The following is a 21460-nucleotide window of genomic DNA, read 5'->3' as shown; positions in this document are numbered from 1 at the left end:
ATCTAAACTCATTGTAAGCCGTTTTTTAGGAAAGGTAAATGATTTTTCAGCCCAATTCCAAACAATATAAGCTATAATAGAAGTGAAAGTGAGGTAAGAAAAATGAAAAAAATTACTGCGCCGCGGATTCCGGATGGAGATTTGACGGTCTATCCAGACGATACATACGTGCTTGAAGATATTGGGGAAGTGAGTGAGAAAATCTTTAAAAGAACTTTGCTTACAGGAGAAATTTTCGAACATTTTCAATTAGAAACAATTATCTTTGAAGGCTGTGTGTTTGATTCCGTCTCTCTTGTAAGTGCGAATTTAACAGATGTGATTTTTAGAAATTGCGACTTGTCGAATTTAGATTTGATGGGAGCTGTCATCCACCGCGTTCGATTTGAAAATTGCAAATTAATTGGGGTGAATTTCAGCGATGCGACACTTAGAAATTGTGTTTTTGATGATTGTTATGCGGATTATATCGCCTTTCGCTATGCTAATTTAAAATGGGTTTTGTTTGAATCTGGCGCTTATACAAATAGTGATTTTAGTGGTGCGCAATTAGTTGATACATATTTAGAAGGTCTTGATTTAAATAAAGCACAGTTTTTAAATTGTACGCTGAGTGGAATTGATATTAGCTCTTGCATTTTTGAGTCTATCACTGCCCTACCACAAGATTTAAAAGGGGTAAACATTAGTTATTCTCATGCCCCGGCTTTAATGCCACTATTTGGAATTCACATAAAATGATAAAAAAGATGGCTCCCTTTCATTCCGGAACCATCTTTTCATGATTGATAAGCCATTCTTTCCGAGCAAGTCCGCCACCATAGCCTCCTAATGCACCATTACTATTGATTACTCGATGACACGGAACAATTAGCGATAGTTGATTCGCCCCATTTGCTCTTGCGACAGCGCGACTTGCAGTAGGTTTTCCAAGCTTCTCCGCAAGTGCTTTATACGAAATCGTCTCACCAATTGGAATCCGCCTCAATTCGTTCCAAACACTTTGCTGAAAAGCGGAACCAATGTAGCGAATTGGTGTTTTAAAGTCCACAATCTTCCCATCGAAATATAGCGCCAATTCTGCTTCCACTTGCTTGATAACATCTGTTTTTTCAGGTGAAATTCCTGCTTTTAATCGTGTGCGCAATTTTTTTATTTCTGTTTCCAAACCTTTTCGATCAACAAATTCTAAAAGTAGCAAGTGGTCCTCATCTGAAATTGCCAACATCGAGCCAAGTTTCGTCTCAAGCCAGGCGGAGTATAAAATGGTGATGTCCTTTGATTTATGAGGAACATCTCCCATCGTTTTTGAAAAAGCATCGCGAAATCCATTTCCTGACTCATAACCACTATCCATCTGCGCATTGATGATTGATTCACCATTTCGAATGTGTTTAAAGGCAAGCCCCAAGCGACGCGACCGAGCATATTCAATAAATGTCATTCCAAATCGCTTCTGAAACTGGCGTCGTGCCGTATTTGCACTAATTGACAAATCATCAAAATCTTTATCCGTCCACTTCTTCTCCGGATTTTTTTCAATAGCATCAACAAGCAACTTCACAGCTGGCGACATTTTTGTTGGATTTGAAAGTGGTTCACAACGTTTACAAGGTCGATAAGATGCCAAAAGTGCTTCTTTAGCTGTACTAAAAAATTCACAATTTGCTTTTAGTGGCTTTTTCGCCGGACAAGTTGGTCTACAAAGTATCCCGGTTGTCTTCACCCCAACAAAAAATACTCCTTCGTAATTCGAGTTTTTCTCTACTAACATTTCATAATATTTATCAATATCTCGCGAGTTAGTAATCATACATTTTCAACTCCTCCGAAAATCTTTTCCGCTGCTTGTTGAATCGCTAAATTAGCCTGAAAATAACTATTTGGCCCGTAACTTATTCTTTTTACGCCGATTTCTGTTAGTTCAGCGGTGGAAACCATTCCGTCCATTAGCATAACATTGACTGGTAATGGAGATTTCTGGACAAAAGTACGGATTAATTGCGGCGATAGTAACCCTGGAATAAAAATCGAATCTGCACCTGCTTTGGCATATGCTTTTGTTCGTTTGATTGCTTCATTTACTAGCGCTTCTGTCTCTTTTCGTCCCTGGAAAAAGATGTCCGTTCGTGCATTTATAAATATATTCGCATTTCTTTTAGCTACCGTTTGTTTTATTGCCTTGATTTTATCACAATATTCCTCCGTGCTGCATAATGCGGGATTGGTAGCACCCATGAGTTGATCTTCTATATTTATACCAGCTATTCCAATTTCAAGTAGGCGTTCAGTGTTTTTGGCAAGTTTATTAAGATTTTCAGCATAACCACTCTCGATGTCTACAGTTAGCGGGAGTGGTGTATTTGCCGCAATTCGTGATAGAACTTGGAACATTTCGTCAAAAGTTAGTCGCTCTCCGTCTGCCACTCCAAGATTTTCTGCGATTGCGTAACTGCTTGTTGCCATGGCTTTTGCCCCGCCTGCTTGTATCGCTCGAGCAGAAGAAACATCCCAACAATTATATAAAATTAGCGGTTCCTTTTTTTGGTGTAGCATTTTTAATTTTTCTTCGTTTTTTATCATTGTTTTCAACTCCATTTGTTAAGATAGACTTACTATAATGGAATTTTGATCGAAGTATACCAGTAAAATTAACACCAATGTAAAAAATCAAGTCTGCTGACAAACTTGATTTTTCTTAAAACTTTTTACGTTGGTTAATCGTTTTTATCAATGGAATATAAAAATCAAATATGACTTCATCTGAATTATTTAAAATAACCCCATATAATTCATCCGCTTTTATTTTCCATTTTCTTTCTCTAGCGTAGCGCTTCATTCGCTTTCGCATATACTTTAAATCCACATTGTTCGTATCACGTGTTTTAAGAGCATCTGCGACTTCGATGGATTCATACCCAAATAAATCATTATTTAATTCTACTTTTTGATTTGTTGGTAAATAATATTTAAATTCATAATAGGTTTTTTTCTTAAATGGTTTTTTTATGAAAAAGAACACTGGCCCAGTTTGATTGATATTATTTTTGATAACTATTTCTTCTAAATCCTCAAGCGGAAAATGCCAATAGTCTAATTTACTTCTAGTTTGGTATGTCAAACAATGTTCAAAGTATAATCCTTCTTCCTCTATTTTCCCATAAACTTCTACAAAAAACTCTGGGAATTTATATTTACAGTAAGCAGTTAGTAAGTATTCTGGAAATAGCATTATTCCTCCTAAAGTGATAAACATCATGATAAGAAGTATTACCGCCAACAATATATTATTTATATCTTCTCCAACTATACGCATTACGAGTAGTAGACAGGAAAAAACAATTATAAATATTAAACTCTTTATACTTAAATTCAGTCCGTCATTATTACTACGTTTCTTTTGTGTCATTGAGCCTTCCCGAAAATCTCCTCGTAGTAATCTCTTCTTAAAATAAAAGCAAGAAAGCATAAAAATTATCAGCCATATCGTTAAAAAAATAACGTTGGCAAAATACAGAATTCTCATATCAAGGGTTATTTCATTTTGAAGTACATAAAAGAATGACGTATAGAAGAGTTTTGCCAATGTAAATATGACCCCTTGTAAACAAAAAGCAGATAGTAAATACTGAGTTGCTTGATATTTTACGGTCAAATTCTTTGGAGATAGCAGAAAATATGATGCTATCGCAACAGCAAGCATGCTAGAAGTTATTTTAGGCGAACCAAAATTACCTGATACATCTTCCAATAAGACTTGTTGCCCTAAATTCAAAAAGAAAATTATTAAGAAACTCCATTTTAAAAACCTCTTATTTTCCAAGGGATCTGCCCTTAATCTCATCGTGAAGTTTAGTGTATATACTTGTTCTAGGTCTATTTTCAATGAAAATCCTCCGTTTTTATGTGGATATTTTTATAGAAACGTGTTTATTATTTTTGATTACGTCAGTAGGTGGAATCATGTTCGCTTCCAAGGAATCTTGAATTATCAAAGTCCTGTTCATTTTGGTATCGCGAAATCCATTAGGGCTCCCATCGAAAACCAATTAATTTCAAGGGTACAAACTTAATCAATTGACACCTTATAATTCCTATTCGGAAAAATGTTTCCATTCCACTATAGTTATCTTCCCAGAAACAACTACAGGTTTTGTTCAATCATCAATATTAATTATTTTTTCGTTAAGTTCTTCAATTTTAATTCTATACACCGTCGTTCTAGTTACTCTATTTTTTTCGCGATATCCTTTATGACCATTCCATAATTTATCATTTTAACTATTTGATGATAGACAGCCTGTTTTTGTGGCTCTTTCGCATCTGCTGAATATAGCTTAGGTCGCCCTGCAATGCTTCTTTTTTATCATTTTTTATTAAGCTTATTACCTACAAAATAAAGAATAATAGATAAAATAACTAATGAGATGAACCCTACATTTTTAGGAAGTATTTCCTTAATTACTACCAGGTATGTCCAACCTAAAATAACAACAGCAACAACCACATACTCTATAATTTTCTTTTTATCCACTATTGTCGCCACACTCCAGTCACAATATATTTAGGGCCATACGGTATACTAACTCTTGTAATTCTCACCACATAACCATGCTTAGCACTAGTTCCTAAAACACCAGCCATCCCCATAGCTGCTGCTGCTGCGATAGCAATAGGATATCTTAATTTTAATTTACTAACCATGTACCCTGCCGCCCCAGTTAAACCACCACCAGCATAACGCAGGAGCGTCTTACTCATATATATTTTATAGCCCCACCAATATGTTTTTACTTTTGAGACCCCGCTTGCCCTTAACATAGGTGTTTCACCATTTTCCCTTAAAATGGATGTATCACTTACTGCATAAGAAGCTTCTTTATTCTCTTCATCAATTATAACTCCCTCTTCAGCTACGAATTGATTACTGTTATTTATACTGTTTACAATAGATTCATACGTTTCAGTTGTCATTTCATTTTTAACTTCTGACGGTAAGTTCAATTTGTATCCAGACGCTGATAACTGTACATATTCATCTACCTTATCTATTGTTTCTTCATCAATTTCAGTCAATCCTTCGGTATTTTCAACAAGCTTACTAGTAACTTTCTGTTCATAAGACTGGATAATATCAGGGGAAGCTAAATCATATGCACTAGCATAAAGCTTTTCTCTATCATCATACGTTAACATTGAAATGTTATAATGATTATCAATGTTAGTTATTATATTTGCTAAATCTTCTTCACTGCTCACAATTTTCCCATCAATGCATTCTTCTTTAATCTGACCATATGGCGTGTCCACTATACGACCAGCGTTTGCAACCGATGGCGCAACAATAGAAATCCCTAAAACTCCAATAATAAAGAAAATTACAAATTTTTTCATTTTCATGTTGTTTTCTCTCCCTCTTAATATGTATTTAGTTTCACAAACATAATAACAAATTAATCACATGTATAACCAAAAATGTAATGAAATGTCCGATTCTTGTCATGAATGACTGTTTTTGTTTAAAATCGTCATTTTTTTAAACACGTTTTGACTATTTCGTAAAAATAATTTATGATATAGTCACATTTTGTGTTCATATACATATTTTTATACAATAACTTGCGAATATGTCACAAAATATTCACATACGACCATGAAATGATAGCGGTTTCATTAAAAAATCATTTGTTATACCTTTTTCACTGTATATTAATGAATAATTATTCACTCAAAAACTACTAATCAACTTAACACCTCTTAATGTTACTCCTATTCAAAATTAGAATGAAGAATTCACCTTTGAAGGCACACATCCTCTTTTAATATTACTTTTATAACAAAGTAATATTAAAGCCCCAAACTGCTCACAGCCTGGTCTTTATCTTCCTGCTCGATGCCAATGTATCTATTGACGCCAAGTGAAATAATATAGGATTGAATGATTTCTGATTTACCAGAACCAGTCGTCCCAGCTACCAATCCATGCGGTCCGTGTGCTTTTTCATGTAAATTAAGCTGCACGATATCGTCTTTTCCGCGAAGACCTAGTGGGACAGCAAGGCTCTTATAGGTTTCATTTTTTATTCTAAGCTTTTAAAGAAGTAATATTTAGCTCATTTTAACTATTTTTTTATCCAAGAAAAATAATCTGAGGGACTTCTTTTCTCTCAGATTAATTCCTCTATTCTTTATTAGTCTTACTAAATACTTAATGATAATTAACTGTTATATTTTTTACTGTCATATCCATCTCGTTTGATGGGAATTCATCTTTGCTTGGATTGAAATTTTGGCAAGGCAGTAGAACTTTTAGTGGGACAATACTATTTGGCTTCATTGTACCAAGCATATTATGCTCAAATTCTACATCTTTACTCATGATTATGGCTTCCGGATAACCATCTATCTGTAGCTCCATATCCATAGTAAAGCTATCAATATCTTTACCACTGTTGTTAGCCACAAATAGACCTACTCCAATTACTTGATCCTTTCTAAAAAAATGTCCATTCAGTAGAACTGCTTCTACTTCTAAATTCGATTTCCCGAATACCCTCTCTATCTCTCCTTTTGCTTTTAGATCTGCATAAGCTGTCTCAGAGCTCTTCACAAAATCAGCATCATCCTGATAGAACTCGGGAATTTGCAGAAAAAATGTTTTCTCTTTTTCTACCGCCTCTTTATTAACATCGTTGTAATCACTAGTTTTTGTATTATTTCCACAAGCGAAAAGCCCTACGGATATAAGCAAAATCAGCACTATTATTTTTTTCATTTGTATCTCCTTATTTTTCTATCTCATTTTTATTCTATTGGTTACTCTCACGCCAATATTTGTTATTAAGAAGCATAATCCCTGCCACTAAATAAAGAACTCCTACTAAAGAGAAAAAGCTAATAACTCCCATAATAATTAGTACAATTCCCCAGCCTTTTTTAGGTTGCTTTCTCATGAAAATCCAACAAACTAATCCCATTATTCCTATCATAAGTGGGACCCCAAAAAAGACTGTCCAAAGCCAGAAACCACCCATACTGATACTCGCTACTTCCCAGTAGGTGGCTGTAAAATAATCCCCATTAATATTAAACTGGATAGGGGTAAAGCTCCCAATTAATAAAATCCCTAGCCCCATCAACATAAATAAAATAGCTCCTGTGATAATTAGTATTTTTTCTGTTTTAAAATGATTCATTTTTTTGATTACCTACCTTTTTAAAATATAGTTTGTTGACCGCGTTTATTTTGAGGATTGTTACTACAACTGACAATATAAAAATTATTGTCCCCAACGGAATTAGAAAGAAACGGTATGTATATAGGAAATGGGCATAGCCTGTCAAACCACTAAACCATTGATTAATAAATGGGTACACAAATACAGTCGTACCAAAAACAATAATCACTAGTGCACTAAGCACAAAATACATCAGTTTATTTTGCGATTTATGGACTGCCAATTTAGGATTATTAATCTTTAAAGTTGCCTTCACCTGAAAAACAACAGTTAGCACCATAATAAACAAATAAATAGTCCCCACCCCTAGAACCCCTGTATAAAAAATGGCTGCGTTCACAAATAAATTAAGTAACAGAACAAGCCAATATTTCTCTTGTAAAAAGGTCAATTTACTCCCACCCTTTTAAATATTTTTCATTTATAAATGCCGACAACGTATTGGGCTTAATTCTATCTAGTATGATACGCCGCAAAGATCCTCTTAAAATGAGCGCAAATGGAACAAACAAAACACATACATAAAAAACAGAAGCAATTGTATATAAATTCACTAATTTGTTATCATACGGTGTTTTCACTAATAATTTTATTTCATTTCGATCTTTCCACAGCCATTTCACATTGATTATCCAACTGAACAAAAGGCACAACAGCAAGGGGCTGCATAATATTATATTTGATATCACAGGGTACTCCTGTGAAAATTTTATTTCTTGTTCTAAAGAACAAAACGATAAAATAAGGGAACCGATTACCACTACCGGCAAAGCCATGAAAGGCGATGCTTCCCATAATAACCTACCTGTAATATGCTTTCCAAGTCGATTTTTTACATTTTCATTCATCTTTTTCACTCACTCCTAGTTAATATGTTTGATGAACCTACCAGCAAATCCACTTCCTGGTTAATTCTATGATGTCTTTATTTGGCATTCTAACCCTTATCGCCATCTATTAATTATTACTCTTGCCTCTATATTTTCTCTATCTGGCAATCCGACTCGATTTACTATAAATTTCTTAAACAAATTAATCGTGATGTTTCTCACATAATTATTGTTGGAAGCTACATAATTAGCTATACTACCACACCTAAAAAATTACCAGAGACATTTTTAATATCATACCTGCGTGCCTTCAAATACCATGCTAAGCTCACCTGTTTGTGTATTTTCTACGACCGTGTAGTCGAGACCGGATTTTATGTTGTATTCATCTGCTTTGACTTGGTATGTGGTATTATTCACATCTAACGGAGTACCACTTTTAGGACGCTTATAGACCCATTTACCACTTAATTTTTTTAAATCCATATCTGGTGTTTTAAGCTTTGTTACCATACAGTTTCGCTCCATTCTTATTTAATTATATCTTCTACAGATATGTTTTCTCCGTCAGGAAGACCCACACGGTTTACAATAAAATTCTTATAAATCGTAACCATATAATTTCCTTTAGGCAAGCCTAACTCTTGTCGAAGCTCTTTTGCTAAATCATCTGCTACCTTTTGTTTAGGAAGTTTATTTTCTTTAGAATAAAATTCCATTGGAATAGATAAAATAGTTTTCGTTGGGTCATCTTTTGCAAATAATATTTTTAATTCACTTACAGTAATTTTCTGATTTTCTAAGTATGCCTGATACACACTAGGAAAACTCAAAGACGATGAAGCAATAAAATAATGATTACTTGTATAACCTTCGGATGCGGTTTTATCGATAGCTTCCTCTCTCATCCCCAGCAAATCATATTCCTTCGCTATTTTTTCAGCAAATGCATCCAAATGCTGAAACTCTGCTTCATATGCTTTTGCGTATAATCCGCCTACAATCGCTTTTTCTACTTCTCCTTCTTCACTTCTTGCGCTTCCAACATCGTCTTTATTAAGAACTAGGCTCACTATTACAGAAGTATGGAATTGAATAGGTTTCTCGCACTCCACCATCACCACTGCCGCATTTCTCGCTGGAACCACGTTATTCACTTTCACATCTGTTTTATAGGTTGTTTTCATATAATTGATCGCTTCTTGTTTAATTTCTTCCTCATGTTTTTTTACTCGTTCAGCTGACTTGTCTCCGTCCACAAATGAAAACCCTTGACCCACATAATCTTGTACGGGAGTGGTTCCTTCTTGCGCTTTTTCTTCTGCCGTTTTATTGAAACAACCTCCTAGTAACAATAAGATTACGAACAAGCCTATCAGTATTTTTTTCATCGGTTCTCCTATCTTTTTGTTATTTTTTTCATGTTTCTATATGCTTCATTACGTTTTTTCTACATTCTTGAATTTTTCCCATCTTTTGTTGCCCATTCTACAATGGTATACTTAATATTTTTCAAATGAATAACAACATCTTCTGGATTGATTTTTATCCGCTTCTCTTCATTTACTTCTGAAGACTCTGTTGCAAAAGCTACTCCCGTGGAAAATCCTTCATTTGACTGAACTTCTCCAACATCTTTTTTTGTAAAACTATAAGTCCCATTATCCTTAAAAATCATATCATTTTGATTCTTAATTTCTAAATTAACTTCAAAACTAATATCTTTAATGGTAGCATTTGTGCCGTTTATTATTACAGCCGAACATTCTAATTCATCTAATGTAGTATCATAAAAACAGTAATCACCCAGTAGGAGTGTGACTGAGTTATCTATAATTAGTTGAGTTGTATTGTTATACTTCTTTTTAGCTTGATTATATAGTTTCAATGTGTCTTCATTTATATAATCTGCTTCAGGAGGCAATTTCACGATAATAAGTTGTTCATGTTGTGGTTTTCCTTCATTGCTTGCAATCTTTACTTTTTCCTCCTGTTTTCCAACACTTTTTGGTTGTTTCTTTGTTTCTGTCTTTGTAGTTTCTTCATTTCCGCATCCAGTTAGTACTAAAGTCAATACAACCATTGTCATACCAATGAATTTCATTAAATTTCCACCGCGCATCTTTTAACCCACTCTCTTTTCTGTATTTTTTTACTCATTTATCACTCTCCACCCCGTAGTGATAAGCTTGTCCCAATTGGCTATCAAGTTCTACATAACTCTCTCTTAATACTTTAACTTTCTCATGATTTTTAGTGATAAATACGCCAAATTCTTTTTCCAAGTCATTCATTAAACTCGTTAAATAATTTTGGATTTCATCGCATGTAACATCAGAAAATTTTTCTGCTAAATTATTTTTAACCGCAAGTAGAGCGACAGATACTTCTTTTTGAGCATTGATGTAATTGGTTACATTATTTTCTACTTTTTAAAAAAAATCTGGATTGGTTTTAATTTCTTTTCCCATCTTTTGTTTTCCCTATTCTACAGCATTGTATTGAATATTTTTTAATTGGACGGTTATATCTTGAGGATTTAACTTTATCATCTTATCTCCATCATCTTCTAATGGATTTTTTTCCAAAAAACCTAAAATTGCTGGAAATCCTTTATTTGGTTGAAGTACTCCCGTTTCAACTTCTATGAATTCATAAGTAAAATCGTCTTCAAAGGTTTTATTTGGTTGTGTCTTAACTTCTATACTAGCTTGAAAACTAAGTTGTTCAATAGTTGTATTCGTCCCGTTTACAACAATGACAGAGCATTTCACTGTATCCATGTCTGAGTCATAAAAACAATACTCTCCTAGCAAAAGTGTGATTGAATCATCTGTAATAGCTTGTACTGTATTATCATATTTTTTCTCATCTTGTTTATAGATATCAATAGTTTCGTTATCAAGATACTTTATTTCTGGGGGCATATTCACTGTAATCAGCTGTTCATGCTGTGGTTTTCCTTCGTTACTTTCAATCTTTACTTTTTTCTCCTGTTTCTCAACACTTTTTGGTTGTTTCTTTGTTTCTGTCTTTGTAGTTTCTTCATTTCCGCATCCAGCTAGTACTAAAGCCAATACAACCATTGTCATACCAATGAATTTCATTAAACTTACACCGCGCATCTTTTAACCCACTCTCTTCTATTTATTAAACACCATTACCAATTGTATCTGCCGCCATTTTGTCTATTTCTTCATAAGTTTTAGAAAAATAAGTGAATCTGAAAAGTCACTATTTTTTCTTTTTAAATTACCGTATAGTCGATTTATAAGGCCCAATTAGAGTCCCTTCCTATTTCGCTCAGCAGGCTAAGTACTAATGCTATAACACTCACAATTGGATTATTTAAAAAGAATGATAAAACTAGTAAAAAAATTACGCCAATAAAGGATAAGATAGACTTAGGATTGGTTTGGATTTCTACGGTTTCTCCAGCACTTACTTTCACTGTCTTGCTTCCAAAAAACCACTGATTCGCACTTATTTCAGCAGAATCCCCCTGTATCTCTAGTGCTACCTCTTCCTTGTGTTTTAACGACTTTACTTTTTGTTTATCTAGTTTTAACGATATTTTACTTGCTGCTCCCATTGCTCCCGTATTTCTTTTTACACCAATTTTCATCTTCTCTGCCTCTTTCTATTTTTATAATAGTATCACTGTAAGCCATTATCTTGCTGTTTAAAAGCATATTTCTTTATGTCTGGCTGACGAATAAATTAATCTTCCACTTTCCCCAAAAACATATTTTCTATCTGCAACTGTCCATCTTTCTTATTGTTTCATATGAAAATAGAGCTATCTGGTTTTTTATAAGCCCCATTACAGCTTTGTTATAGGGGCTAATTTTATGGACTTGCTGATACTCTTTATATTCTTCAGCTTTATTTCGAAAAGAATATCTGTATCAAAACTATTTATGAGCACGGAATACTACTTGTTTTTTTCATTCAATTCTTTGATAAACGCAGGTAAAGATTTTTTGTTTATTTTGGTTAAATAGAGTTTGTCTTTGTTAGGTTTTTTCTTGGGATTACTAAGGTCTTGGTGTCCCGTAAAATACGCATCACCATCAGATGTCAACACCATTTGATTGACTATGTTTTTGTAATCTGCCAAAGACGCTTTCCCTTGGAATAAATCACAAACAAGACCACCAACCACGATAAACTTATCTCGATATTTCGCTTGGCCACGCGCTAATTTTTTCACGCCAGTATCACTTATTTGATAAAAACCTTGTTCTGGTTTTTCACTATTATATAAAAATAGTTCTCCCAGCTCCCTTTGTTGGGCAAATTGAACCGGAGTTCCCCAATCTTCAAGGGGAACTTTTTTTAATTCTTCTCCTACATCCCAGGCATGTAATAATTCTAAATCTTGAGAAATAACATATACTTTTTGACTTTTATAAGAATAAATATAAATAGTATCTTGAAAAACCGTCATTCGATTCGCAGAAAATGCTGTATCTTTGATAATATCGGCTAAAGGCTTTTCTTTGTTGATTTCCCCTTTTTTACTCCACCGAGTTAGCGTGTAGTCCTTGTCATTTCTCTTAGAAAACAGTATCGTATTTTCACCATTAGTAAAAGTGCCCGTTCCAATATAATCCCCTTTTTCTTTGTTTATATTCGATGAGATGGGTATATATTTTTCTGGTCCTACGACAATCCCTTTTTCTTGTGCTCCATAAAATATGCTCATTTCCCCAGATGGGTTAGAACTAGATGAGAAAGCAGCTAACTTTAAATCATCACTTTTTAAATTTGTTATTGGGAGCATTTGACTTTGAGTTAACTTTAAATTAGAAGGAATCTTTTTAAAACTCACTTCATTTCCTAGATCGCTCGCGCCTTCAGAATACATACCTGAAACTAGATAAAGCTTGTCATCTTCCATGATTTGTAAAGAACCTCCTATATCTATTTCTACTGACTTCCCATATTCGAAAGAGTGCGGTTGATGTGGTTCAGGAGATTTTTGTGTACAACCAACGAGAAGACAGCTGGCTACTAAAAGGCAGAAAATTATTTTTTTCATTTTACTCTATCCCTTCTGTAATATTATTGCTAACATCTCGGTCAAATTCTGCATCTTGGAATCGTTTATACAGCTCTACATAATCTAGCTCTCCAGAAGAAATTTCTGCTTTCGGAAAGCTCCCTCCGCCTTTATTCGGATCTGTAATTGTTTCAGATTTTTTCTTCCATCTACCTAAAATATCTCTAGTTCCCTTAGTTGGTTGGATATCTATGTTTACCATATCCTCTAACGGGTTTTCCTGATGAATTGTTTGTATACTTAATGTCATTTTAAATGTATCCGCTGTTGACTTTAAGTTCTCCATTTTAATTTTTGCTTTAATTTTTTCATCTTCCGTGACTGCCTCCCCTACATCCCCAGCAGTAGTCATCACTGATATCGGCATTCCTATTATGGGCAATGAGCCCACCGCAAAAGTTACAATCGGAATAGCCCAATTAGCATTATTAGACTCTATTTTTTCATTTAAATCTTTTACTACATCATCTCCCATATCACCAGCAATCTTGTATTCATCTCCATAATGTTTAATAGAAAAGTTAAATAGACGTTTGTCATCCCCATACTGATCTTTATATTGACTTACTTTCTTGTTCCAATCCTTTTACGAAAATGTTAGAGTCAATTTTTTTAAAATGTACTTAATTTACCTCTTTTTTAAATAAAATACACTTACTTTTTCCTTTTAAAGGCACATATAGGCTTTTATATGCACCTTTGGATATATTAAAATGCTTTGTAAATTCTTTAAAAATTAATTGTTCTTCTTTCCATATTCTTCGAGAAAACTTTTTAACTTGTCTTTTTCCACTTTTATTAAATATCTTGTATATAAAGCTTCTTCTTTTGGTTTTTCTTCTGTTAAATTTTTACTAGATAGAAAGTAATAATCTCCATTTGCAGTAATACCCTCTCCAGCAGCTCGACTTAACCTTGCTGTTTTCAAATTATAATCTGCATTTTCATCATTTAGATTTATAAGATTTGGACCATGTATTGCGTATTTATCTTTGTAATCTGGATTCGAGAAATCCCATGGAGTTATATTATCCGTTGTTACATCAAAATAATGACCTTCCCCATTTTCTTCTTTAAGATAAAATATACATTTTTTTAGTTCATTCTGATAGATAAATTCTCCAGTATTCCATTCTCCTAGTTTATCCTTCGACAAATAGGCGCTTAGATTATATTTTTTTACTACTTGCAGTTCATTGGTTAATTGGTAGATGGTCTTTGTTTCTTTGGAAAAAACATAAATATATTTGCCGAAAACTCCTATACTATCACTGCTTGCTTGTGGATTTTCTAAAACTTTTGAAATGGATGTCTGACTTTCTATCTTGCCGGTTTTATTCCAGATAACAAATGTCCCATCTTTTATTGAATTCTCCATACTTGTGAAACTCATTAATTGTTTGCCACTTTTTAATTCAACTGAATTCTGCTGCTTATCTATAAAATCACCTTTTAAAAAATCAAAATATACTCCTGAAAAATTAATAATTCCTATTGTATCGCTAGCATTATCATTCCTTACATCTATTTCTTTGGAGCCTTCTACGCCTAAAAACAATTGATCATCCTTATCTCCCACATTTTCAGAAACTGTCATTGATTTTGTTTTTTGTATTTTTTGATCCAAACCTAACCAATAAAAAGAAAAATCTCGTGTTGCTCTATCATGTATACCAAATAACATCTTATCATCAGACATTCGTAAAATCGCACTTTCAGATTTCTTTTTATTTATTTTATAGACTTCTCCATAGGCAAAATTACCTTTTATCTTTTCTAAACCGAATGGAGTATCTTTTTCAATATCTTTCTCACTACAAGCAACTAAAATACAAAACATACAGATAATCATTAGAATTAATTTTTTCATCAACTTCGCTCCCCTTCAAAAACGTAACCTTTCTCATAGTTGCTCCAAACTTCTTCATTTAATAACTTAGCTTGAATTTTTTTGCTTTTTTAGTTTTTATATAAGCCTTCTGGTACTATAAATCTTTTTCATTCAAAATATTATCAGATTGGTATGCTTTACTTGGGTTAAACTAAGGAAAATCTTGCTTATTTTGACTACTTTTTTAAGTTTGCTTATTTTTACTCTTCACTTGTCTTTTTAAAACTGATTTTTGCTTTTTTGGAACTATCATATTTTAGGTCTTCATAGTACCAGAAATAACAGTCATCCCCGTCTAGTTCTATCGGAATCACTTTTGTAGGGTGTTCGCCATTGACGGTTAGATTAGGCGCATTTTTGTCGTAGGACATGCCCCATTGGAGCTGGGTGGTTTCTGGGTAGAGATTGAAGCTTTGATAGGCATTGTTTAAGTTTAAGTTAATTTCAATCTCAAACTTCCTCCCCTCTTCTTCATAAATGTCCTTTTCGTTTTCTGCTGCAATCTGTGTTGCATTTGTTGGTGTGGAGTATTTTGTTTGATTTCCCTCTTTTTTGACTTTGAATTTATATACCACTAAAGCATCGCTATAATCTTTCCCCTCCAACAAATTACCAATAAAAAATAATAGCGCATCGGTTTCACTTTCTGAGAAAAACACCTTTTCTTTGATTACTTTTTTATTGGTGTAAGAAACCCCTTCTTCTTCGTCAATTGCAAAATTGCTGCCTTTCACCGCTTCCTCTATCGTATCGTAATAAGAGAGTTCTACTTCTTGCTCCTTTTCCATATCGTCATTCGTGATAGTTTGTTTGGTTATTGTTCCATTATCCCCTGTCGTGGTGGTTTGAGATTTGGTGATGGTCTTTGTATCATCATGTTTATGACTGGATTCCTTATCGTCTTGTAACATGTACAAGCACAGATAGACTAAAACCATTAGTATCAGCATTAACCAGAGTCTTTTCGTTCGAGTCATTTTCATTTTGTTAGCTCCTTATAAAATAAGTTTTAGAAAAATAATCATGGCTGAAATGTCACTAGCCTATCTTTTTAAATTATCGTGTAATCGATTTATGCACCACAATCAGGGTCCTTTCCTATCTCGCTTAGCAGGGCGCTGCTAAGCGAGAAGGCGAGAAAGTGGCTAACTTTAAATCATCCCTTATTTTTTCATTAAACACTTCTTCCAACCTAGTTAAAATATCTCGAGTTACTTTTGTTGCTTAAATACCTACACTAACTTCATCTTCAATCGGGTCTTCAATATTGATTATTTTTTTAGTTCTAGCAATTGAGCCTTCTCTAAGCTCAAAGAATCATTTACTTCTCTGAACCCTATCGGTCCCTTGAGTTGTCAAAAGAATATTTTGGCAACTCAAAGTAAACCTTATTGTCCATAAGCTTCAACCTATCTTGTACTTCAGCGTTAGTTTGCACCACTTTTTCATATTTAAATTGTTTAGATTCATATTTTGTGTGATCTACCAATTTGCATGCTATGAGGGCTACAACCACACAACATAAAACTATCAGAAGTTCATCCTTCCGCAGTTCTGTTTAAGATAGTTTTTTTATTTAGCTTTCTCAATTTTCCTCATATATTTTCATTATTAACTATTTAGTTCTGTTGCTATATTCTTCTAAAAAATCTTTTAGTTTATTTCCCTTCACTTTTACTAAATAAGCAGTATTTCTAGCTTCTTCTTTTGGATTATTGCGAGTCAAGTTCCTCCTAGATAAAAAGTAATAATCTCCATTCCCGCTCAAGCCTCGACCGCTTGCATCAAATGTTTTTTTCGAATCCAAATAATATATATTTTGTTGATTGCCTAAATCTATAAATGAGGAGGTCCCCAGCATATACTTGTTTTTATAGTCTGGATTAGAGAAATCCCATGGAGTCACACTATCAGCCTTCACATCAAAGTAATGAGTACTACCGTCCTCTTCGTAGATAGAAAATATCCCTTTTTTTAATTCTGCTTGATAAAAGAAACTACCATCATTTTCTAATTCTCCACTATTCAAATATGGAGCCAAATCATATGTTTTTACTAACTTTAATTCATTGGTTAATTGATAGATTTCCTTCGTCTTTTTCGAGAAAATATAAGTGTACTCTCCAAAAACCACCATATTATCACATGTTGCTCGTGAGTCTTTTAAAACTTCTGAAATTGGCACTTTACTTTCTATTTTTCCATTTCTATCCCAAGTTATTAAAACTCGACTTTCAACAGAGTCGTTTGTATCTCTAAAATACGTAAGTTGTTTTTCATTTTCGAGTTCTGCAGTGTCAGAATAATTATCCACAAGATTGTTCTTATACAAATCAAAATATCTACCGGAGAAGTTAAGAATACCTACTGTTTCAAATTTTTCATCATTCCTTATACCTAGTTCTTCATACCCTTCCACACCCAAATATAATTCATCAGCCTTGTCTCCTATTTTTTCAGAAATTGTCAACTTCTTAGTTTTTTGCATTTTCTGATCTAATCCTGTCCAATAAAAAGAAAAATCTCGTGAAGCTCTGTCTTGTACACCAAATAATAGGCTATCATCAGACACACGCATAATAATATTTTCTACTTCCTTTTTATTCACTTTAAATACTTCCCCGTAGGAAAATTCACTTTCCAACTTTTTTAAACTGAACGAAGTGTTTTTATCCTTCTCTCCTGCTGAACATCCAAACAGCAACAATATAACACTCAATATTATTATAACTATTTTACGCATACGCTCTACTTCCCTTCAAAAATATGCTCTCTATCTTTATCTGTCCACTGATCTTTATTATCATGTAGTCGAGAACGGATTTTGTGTTATATTCATCTGCTTTGACTTAGTACGTGGTATTATTTACATCTAACGGAGTCCCTTCTTTTGGATGCTTATAAACCCACTTCCCGCTTAACTCAATTAAATCTGTATCTGGAGTTTTTAGCTTTGTTGTCATGTAATCTCCTCCATGCTATTTTATAATTTCTAATACTTCTACATCTTCACCATCTGGTAATCCAACTCGATTTACAATGGTGTTTTTATACACCCTAATGTCATAACTCCCTTTTGGTAACTTTTGCTCTTGTCGAAGCTCTTTTGCTAAATCATCTGCTACCTTTTGTTTAGGAATTTTATTTTCTTTAGAATAAAATTCCATTGGAATAGATAAAATAGTATTCGTTGGGTCATCTTTTGCAAATAATATTTTTAATTCACTTACAGTAATTTTCTGATTTTCTAAGTATGCCTGATACACACTAGGAAAACTCAAAGACGATGAAGCAATAAAATAATATTTTTCTGCATAACCCACTGATGCGGTTTTATCGATAGCTTCATCTCTCATCCCTAGCAAATCATATTCCTTCGCTATTTTTTCAGCAAATGCATCCAAATGCTGAAATTCTGCCTCATATGCTTTTGCGTATAATCCGCCTACAATCGCTTTTTCTACTTCTCCTTCTTCACTTCTTGCGCTTCCAACATCGTCTTTATTAAGAACTAGGCTCACTATTACAGAGGTATGGAATTGAATAGGTTCCTCGCACTCTACCATCACTACTGCCGCATTTCTCGCTGGAACCACGTTATTCACTTTCACATCTGTTTTATAGGTTGTTTTCATATAATTGATTGCTTCTTGTTTAATTTCTTCCTCATGTTTTTTCACTCGTTCAGCTGACTTGTCTCCGTCCACAAACGAAAAGCCTTGACCCACGTAATCTTGTACGGGTGTGGTTCCTTCTTGTGCTTTTTCTTCTGCCGTTTTATTGAAACAACCTCCTAGTAACAATAAGATTGCGAACAAGCCTATTAGTATTTTTTTCATCGGTTCTCCTATCTTTTTGTTATTTTTTTCATGTTTCTATATGCTTCATTACGTTTTTTCTACATTCTTGAATTTTTCCCATCTTTTGTTGCCTATTCTACAATGGTGTACTTAATATTTTTCAAATGAATAACAACATCTTCTGGATTGATTTTTATCCGCTTCTCTTCATTTGAACAGTCTAATTCATCTAATGTAGTATCATAAAATCAATAATCGCCCAGTAGTAAGGTGACTGAGTTATCTATAATTAGTTGATTTGTATTATCATATTTATTATCTTGCTCATACACTTTCAAAGTTTCGTCATTTATATAATCTACTTCAGGAGGCATTTTAACTTCCTCTCTAACCTTTAGTAATAACCTAGCACGAATTTTTTAGGTTGCTTAGTTTTATGCGAGGATTATGATACTAAAATCTTTTCATTCAAAGTATTATTAGGTTGGTATGCTTTTTGAGATAAAAACAAGGAAGATTTTACTCATTTTAGCTACTTTTCCATCCACTAAAAACAATCTGAGAGGCATTCTTTCCCCTCAGATTATTTCCTCTTATCTAGATTTTTATATGTATACTTGCTTCTGTTCTTCATTCGGTCTTCTTAAAACTATTTAATGCCATTTTCAGTGAAAGTCCCTCGAGTACATGGAACCATTCAATGAAAATGGCGCTCGCTAATATTTCTAATATTTAGGACATTTAATTTGTCGTGCTATTTTTTCCACTTGTAGAAATTGGTTTTATCACATAGTAATTTTGGATAAAATATACAATCACACCTAAAATCCCTACTAATGCTATAACACTCACAATTGGATTATTTAAAAAGAATGATAAAACTAGTAAAAAGATTACGCCAATAAAGGATAAAATAGACTTAGGATTGGTTTGGATTTCTACGGTTTCTCCAGCATTTACTTTTACTGTCTTGCTTCCAAAAAACCACTGATTCGCACTTATTTCAGCGGAATCCCCCTGTATTTCTAGTGCTACCTCTTCCTTGTGTTTTAACGATTTTACTTTTTGTTTATCTAGTTTTAACGATATTTTACTTGCTGCTCCCATTGCTCCCGTATTTCTTTTTACACCAATTTTCATCTTCTCTGCCTCTTTCTTTTTTTATAATAGTATCACTGTAAGCCATTATCTTGCTGTTTAAAAGCATATTTCTTTATGTCTGACTGACGAATAAATTAATCTTCCACTTTCCCCAAAAACATATTTTCTATCTGCAACTGTCCATCTTTCCTATTGTTTCATATGAAAATAGAGCTCATCTGGGTTTTTTATAAGCCCCATTACAGCTTTGTTATAGGGGCTAATTTTATGGACTTTCTGATACTCTTTATATTCTTCAGCTTTATTTCGAAAAGAATATCTGTATCAAAATTATTTATGAGCACGGAATACTACTTGTTTTTTTCATTCATTTCTTTGATAAACGCAGGTAAAGATTTTTTGTTTATTTTGGTTAAATAGAGTTTGTCTTTGTCAATTTTTTTCTCGGGATTACTGAAATCTTTGTGTCCTATAAAATAGGCATCACCATTAGATGTTAATACCATTTGATTGATTATATTTTTGTAATCTGATGAAAACTCTTTCCCTTGGAATAAATCAAAAATAGAACCATTGACCACGATAAACATATCTCGATATTTCGCTTGGCCACGCGCTAATTTTTTCACGCCAGTATCACTTATTTGATAAAAACCTTGTTCTGGTTTTTCGCTGTTGTATAAAAATAATTCTCCCAGCTCCCTTTGTTGGACAAATTGGACCGGAGTACTCCAATCTCCGAAGGGAACTTTTTTTAATTCTTCCCCTACATCCCATGCATGTAATAATTCTAAATCTTGAGAAATAACATATACTTTTTGACTTTTATAAGAATAAATATAAATAGTATCTTGAAAAACCGTCATTTGATCTGTCGAAAATGGTGTATCTTTGATAATATCGGTTAAAGGCTTTTCTTTGTTGATTTTCCCTTTTTTGCTCCACCTAGTTAGCGTGTAGTCCTTGTCATTTCTCTTAGAAAACAGTATCGCATTTTCGCCATTGGTAAAAGTGCCTGTTCCAATATAATCTCCTTTTTCTTTTCTTACATTTGATGAAATTGGAATATATTTTTCCGGTCCTACGACTATGCCTTTTTCTTTTGTTACGTTAAATACGCTCATTTCTCCTGATGGATTAGAACTAGATGAGAAAGCAGCTAACTTTAAATCCTCACTTTCTAAATTTGTTATTGGGAGCATTTGACTTTGAGTTAACTTTAAATTAGAAGGAATCTTTTTAAAACTTACTTTATCTCCTAAGTCGCTCGCACCTTCAGAATACATATCTGAAACTAGGTAGAGCTTATCATCTTCCATGATTTGTAATAACCCATCCTCATCTATTTCTACTGACTTCCCATATTCGAAAGAGTGCGGTTGATGTGGTTCAGGAGATTTTTGTGTGCAACCAACGAGAAGACAGCTGGCTACTAAAAGGTAGAAAATAAGTTTTTTCATTGTGGCTCTCCATTCTGTAATAAACGTAAGAAGTCACTTGTTTTAACTACTTTTTCGTCCAATAAAAACAGTTGA

The 21460-nt window shown here is 33.5% G+C and carries 22 protein-coding genes and 3 pseudogenes; 1 reads left to right on the top strand and 24 read right to left on the bottom strand.

All coding sequences use genetic code 11. The features are described 5' to 3' along the window. Window positions 1-102 precede the first annotated feature (102 nt). Window positions 103-741 (top strand): pentapeptide repeat-containing protein, encoded by a 639-nt coding sequence (locus HCJ50_RS11275; protein ID WP_185395694.1) that lies wholly within the window; start codon window positions 103-105, stop codon window positions 739-741. A gap of 19 nt (window positions 742-760) precedes the next feature. Here HCJ50_RS11275 and HCJ50_RS11270 read toward each other — a convergent pair whose 3' ends face one another. From HCJ50_RS11270 to HCJ50_RS11155, 24 genes and pseudogenes are all read right to left on the bottom strand, one after another. After that, window positions 761-1813 (bottom strand): bifunctional transcriptional activator/DNA repair enzyme AdaA, encoded by a 1053-nt coding sequence (locus HCJ50_RS11270; protein ID WP_185395695.1) that lies wholly within the window; start codon window positions 1811-1813, stop codon window positions 761-763. Next, the gene (locus HCJ50_RS11265) at window positions 1810-2583 is read right to left on the bottom strand and encodes an isocitrate lyase/PEP mutase family protein (protein ID WP_185395696.1); all 774 of its coding nucleotides are present in this window, start codon (window positions 2581-2583) and stop codon (window positions 1810-1812) included. The genes HCJ50_RS11270 and HCJ50_RS11265 overlap by 4 nt, the downstream gene beginning before the upstream one ends. 115 nt (window positions 2584-2698) lie before the next feature. Then, window positions 2699-3886, bottom strand: coding sequence for a hypothetical protein (locus tag HCJ50_RS15820; protein WP_260443758.1), 1188 nt, complete (start codon window positions 3884-3886; stop codon window positions 2699-2701). Between the two features lie 480 nt (window positions 3887-4366). Then, window positions 4367-4534: a hypothetical protein gene (locus HCJ50_RS11250; RefSeq protein ID WP_185344419.1), complete on the bottom strand. Its 168-nt coding sequence runs from the start codon at window positions 4532-4534 to the stop codon at window positions 4367-4369. Further along, the gene (locus HCJ50_RS11245) at window positions 4534-5400 is read right to left on the bottom strand and encodes a hypothetical protein (RefSeq protein ID WP_185344417.1); all 867 of its coding nucleotides are present in this window, start codon (window positions 5398-5400) and stop codon (window positions 4534-4536) included. The genes HCJ50_RS11250 and HCJ50_RS11245 overlap by 1 nt, the downstream gene beginning before the upstream one ends. 507 nt (window positions 5401-5907) lie before the next feature. Then, window positions 5908-6081: pseudogene (locus HCJ50_RS11240) on the bottom strand (FtsK/SpoIIIE domain-containing protein); the annotation flags it as partial. A 127-nt stretch (window positions 6082-6208) separates the two neighbouring features. Next, a complete protein-coding gene (locus HCJ50_RS11235) occupies window positions 6209-6775 on the bottom strand; it encodes a hypothetical protein (protein ID WP_185344415.1) in 567 nt (188 codons plus the stop codon). Window positions 6776-6809: 34 nt separating this feature from the next. Next, a complete protein-coding gene (locus HCJ50_RS11230) occupies window positions 6810-7196 on the bottom strand; it encodes a DUF4064 domain-containing protein (RefSeq protein WP_185344413.1) in 387 nt (128 codons plus the stop codon). Further along, window positions 7183-7629 carry a hypothetical protein gene (locus HCJ50_RS11225; protein ID WP_185344411.1) on the bottom strand — a complete coding sequence of 149 codons (447 nt, stop codon included), beginning with the start codon at window positions 7627-7629 and terminating at the stop codon, window positions 7183-7185. The genes HCJ50_RS11230 and HCJ50_RS11225 overlap by 14 nt, the downstream gene beginning before the upstream one ends. A 1-nt stretch (window position 7630) precedes the next feature. Next, window positions 7631-8086, bottom strand: coding sequence for a hypothetical protein (locus HCJ50_RS11220; RefSeq protein ID WP_185344409.1), 456 nt, complete (start codon window positions 8084-8086; stop codon window positions 7631-7633). 183 nt (window positions 8087-8269) lie between these two features. After that, a pseudogene (locus tag HCJ50_RS11215) lies at window positions 8270-8581 on the bottom strand (SA1320 family protein); the annotation flags it as partial. A 17-nt stretch (window positions 8582-8598) separates the two neighbouring features. Continuing rightward, the gene (locus HCJ50_RS11210) at window positions 8599-9459 is read right to left on the bottom strand and encodes a DUF1672 family protein (RefSeq protein WP_185344405.1); all 861 of its coding nucleotides are present in this window, start codon (window positions 9457-9459) and stop codon (window positions 8599-8601) included. Between the two features lie 59 nt (window positions 9460-9518). Continuing rightward, window positions 9519-10172, bottom strand: a complete 654-nt coding sequence (locus tag HCJ50_RS11205; protein ID WP_260443019.1) for a hypothetical protein — start codon at window positions 10170-10172, stop codon at window positions 9519-9521. 52 nt (window positions 10173-10224) lie between these two features. Beyond that, window positions 10225-10539 (bottom strand): annotated as a pseudogene (locus tag HCJ50_RS16010) (toxin B). A gap of 12 nt (window positions 10540-10551) precedes the next feature. Continuing rightward, the gene (locus HCJ50_RS11200) at window positions 10552-11193 is read right to left on the bottom strand and encodes a hypothetical protein (RefSeq protein WP_261983664.1); all 642 of its coding nucleotides are present in this window, start codon (window positions 11191-11193) and stop codon (window positions 10552-10554) included. Between the two features lie 143 nt (window positions 11194-11336). Continuing rightward, window positions 11337-11693, bottom strand: a complete 357-nt coding sequence (locus HCJ50_RS11195; RefSeq protein ID WP_185344401.1) for a hypothetical protein — start codon at window positions 11691-11693, stop codon at window positions 11337-11339. A 309-nt stretch (window positions 11694-12002) separates the two neighbouring features. Then, a complete protein-coding gene (locus tag HCJ50_RS11190) occupies window positions 12003-13112 on the bottom strand; it encodes a hypothetical protein (protein WP_185344399.1) in 1110 nt (369 codons plus the stop codon). Between the two features lies 1 nt (window position 13113). After that, window positions 13114-13608, bottom strand: coding sequence for a hypothetical protein (locus HCJ50_RS11185; RefSeq protein WP_185344397.1), 495 nt, complete (start codon window positions 13606-13608; stop codon window positions 13114-13116). A 261-nt stretch (window positions 13609-13869) separates the two neighbouring features. After that, window positions 13870-15003: a hypothetical protein gene (locus HCJ50_RS11180; RefSeq protein ID WP_185344395.1), complete on the bottom strand. Its 1134-nt coding sequence runs from the start codon at window positions 15001-15003 to the stop codon at window positions 13870-13872. A 221-nt stretch (window positions 15004-15224) separates the two neighbouring features. Next, on the bottom strand, window positions 15225-16007 hold the full coding sequence (locus HCJ50_RS11175) for a hypothetical protein (RefSeq protein ID WP_185344393.1): 783 nt from the start codon (window positions 16005-16007) through the stop codon (window positions 15225-15227). Window positions 16008-16639: 632 nt separating this feature from the next. Then, window positions 16640-17767 carry a hypothetical protein gene (locus tag HCJ50_RS11170; protein ID WP_260443017.1) on the bottom strand — a complete coding sequence of 376 codons (1128 nt, stop codon included), beginning with the start codon at window positions 17765-17767 and terminating at the stop codon, window positions 16640-16642. Between the two features lie 235 nt (window positions 17768-18002). Continuing rightward, a complete protein-coding gene (locus tag HCJ50_RS11165; protein WP_185344391.1) occupies window positions 18003-18863 on the bottom strand; it encodes a DUF1672 family protein in 861 nt (286 codons plus the stop codon). A gap of 702 nt (window positions 18864-19565) precedes the next feature. Beyond that, complete coding sequence (locus tag HCJ50_RS11160) at window positions 19566-19964, bottom strand: hypothetical protein (RefSeq protein WP_185344388.1); 399 nt, start codon at window positions 19962-19964, stop codon at window positions 19566-19568. Between the two features lie 311 nt (window positions 19965-20275). Further along, entirely contained in the window at window positions 20276-21385 is a 1110-nt protein-coding gene (locus HCJ50_RS11155) for a hypothetical protein (RefSeq protein WP_185344386.1), read from the bottom strand. Window positions 21386-21460 lie beyond the last annotated feature (75 nt).

Source organism: Listeria immobilis (genome assembly GCF_014322765.1).
In the GTDB taxonomy this organism is placed as follows: Bacteria; Bacillota; Bacilli; order Lactobacillales; family Listeriaceae; genus Listeria; species Listeria immobilis.
Note: the sequence above shows the minus strand (reverse complement) of the source record. Positions and strands in the feature narration are given on the sequence as shown.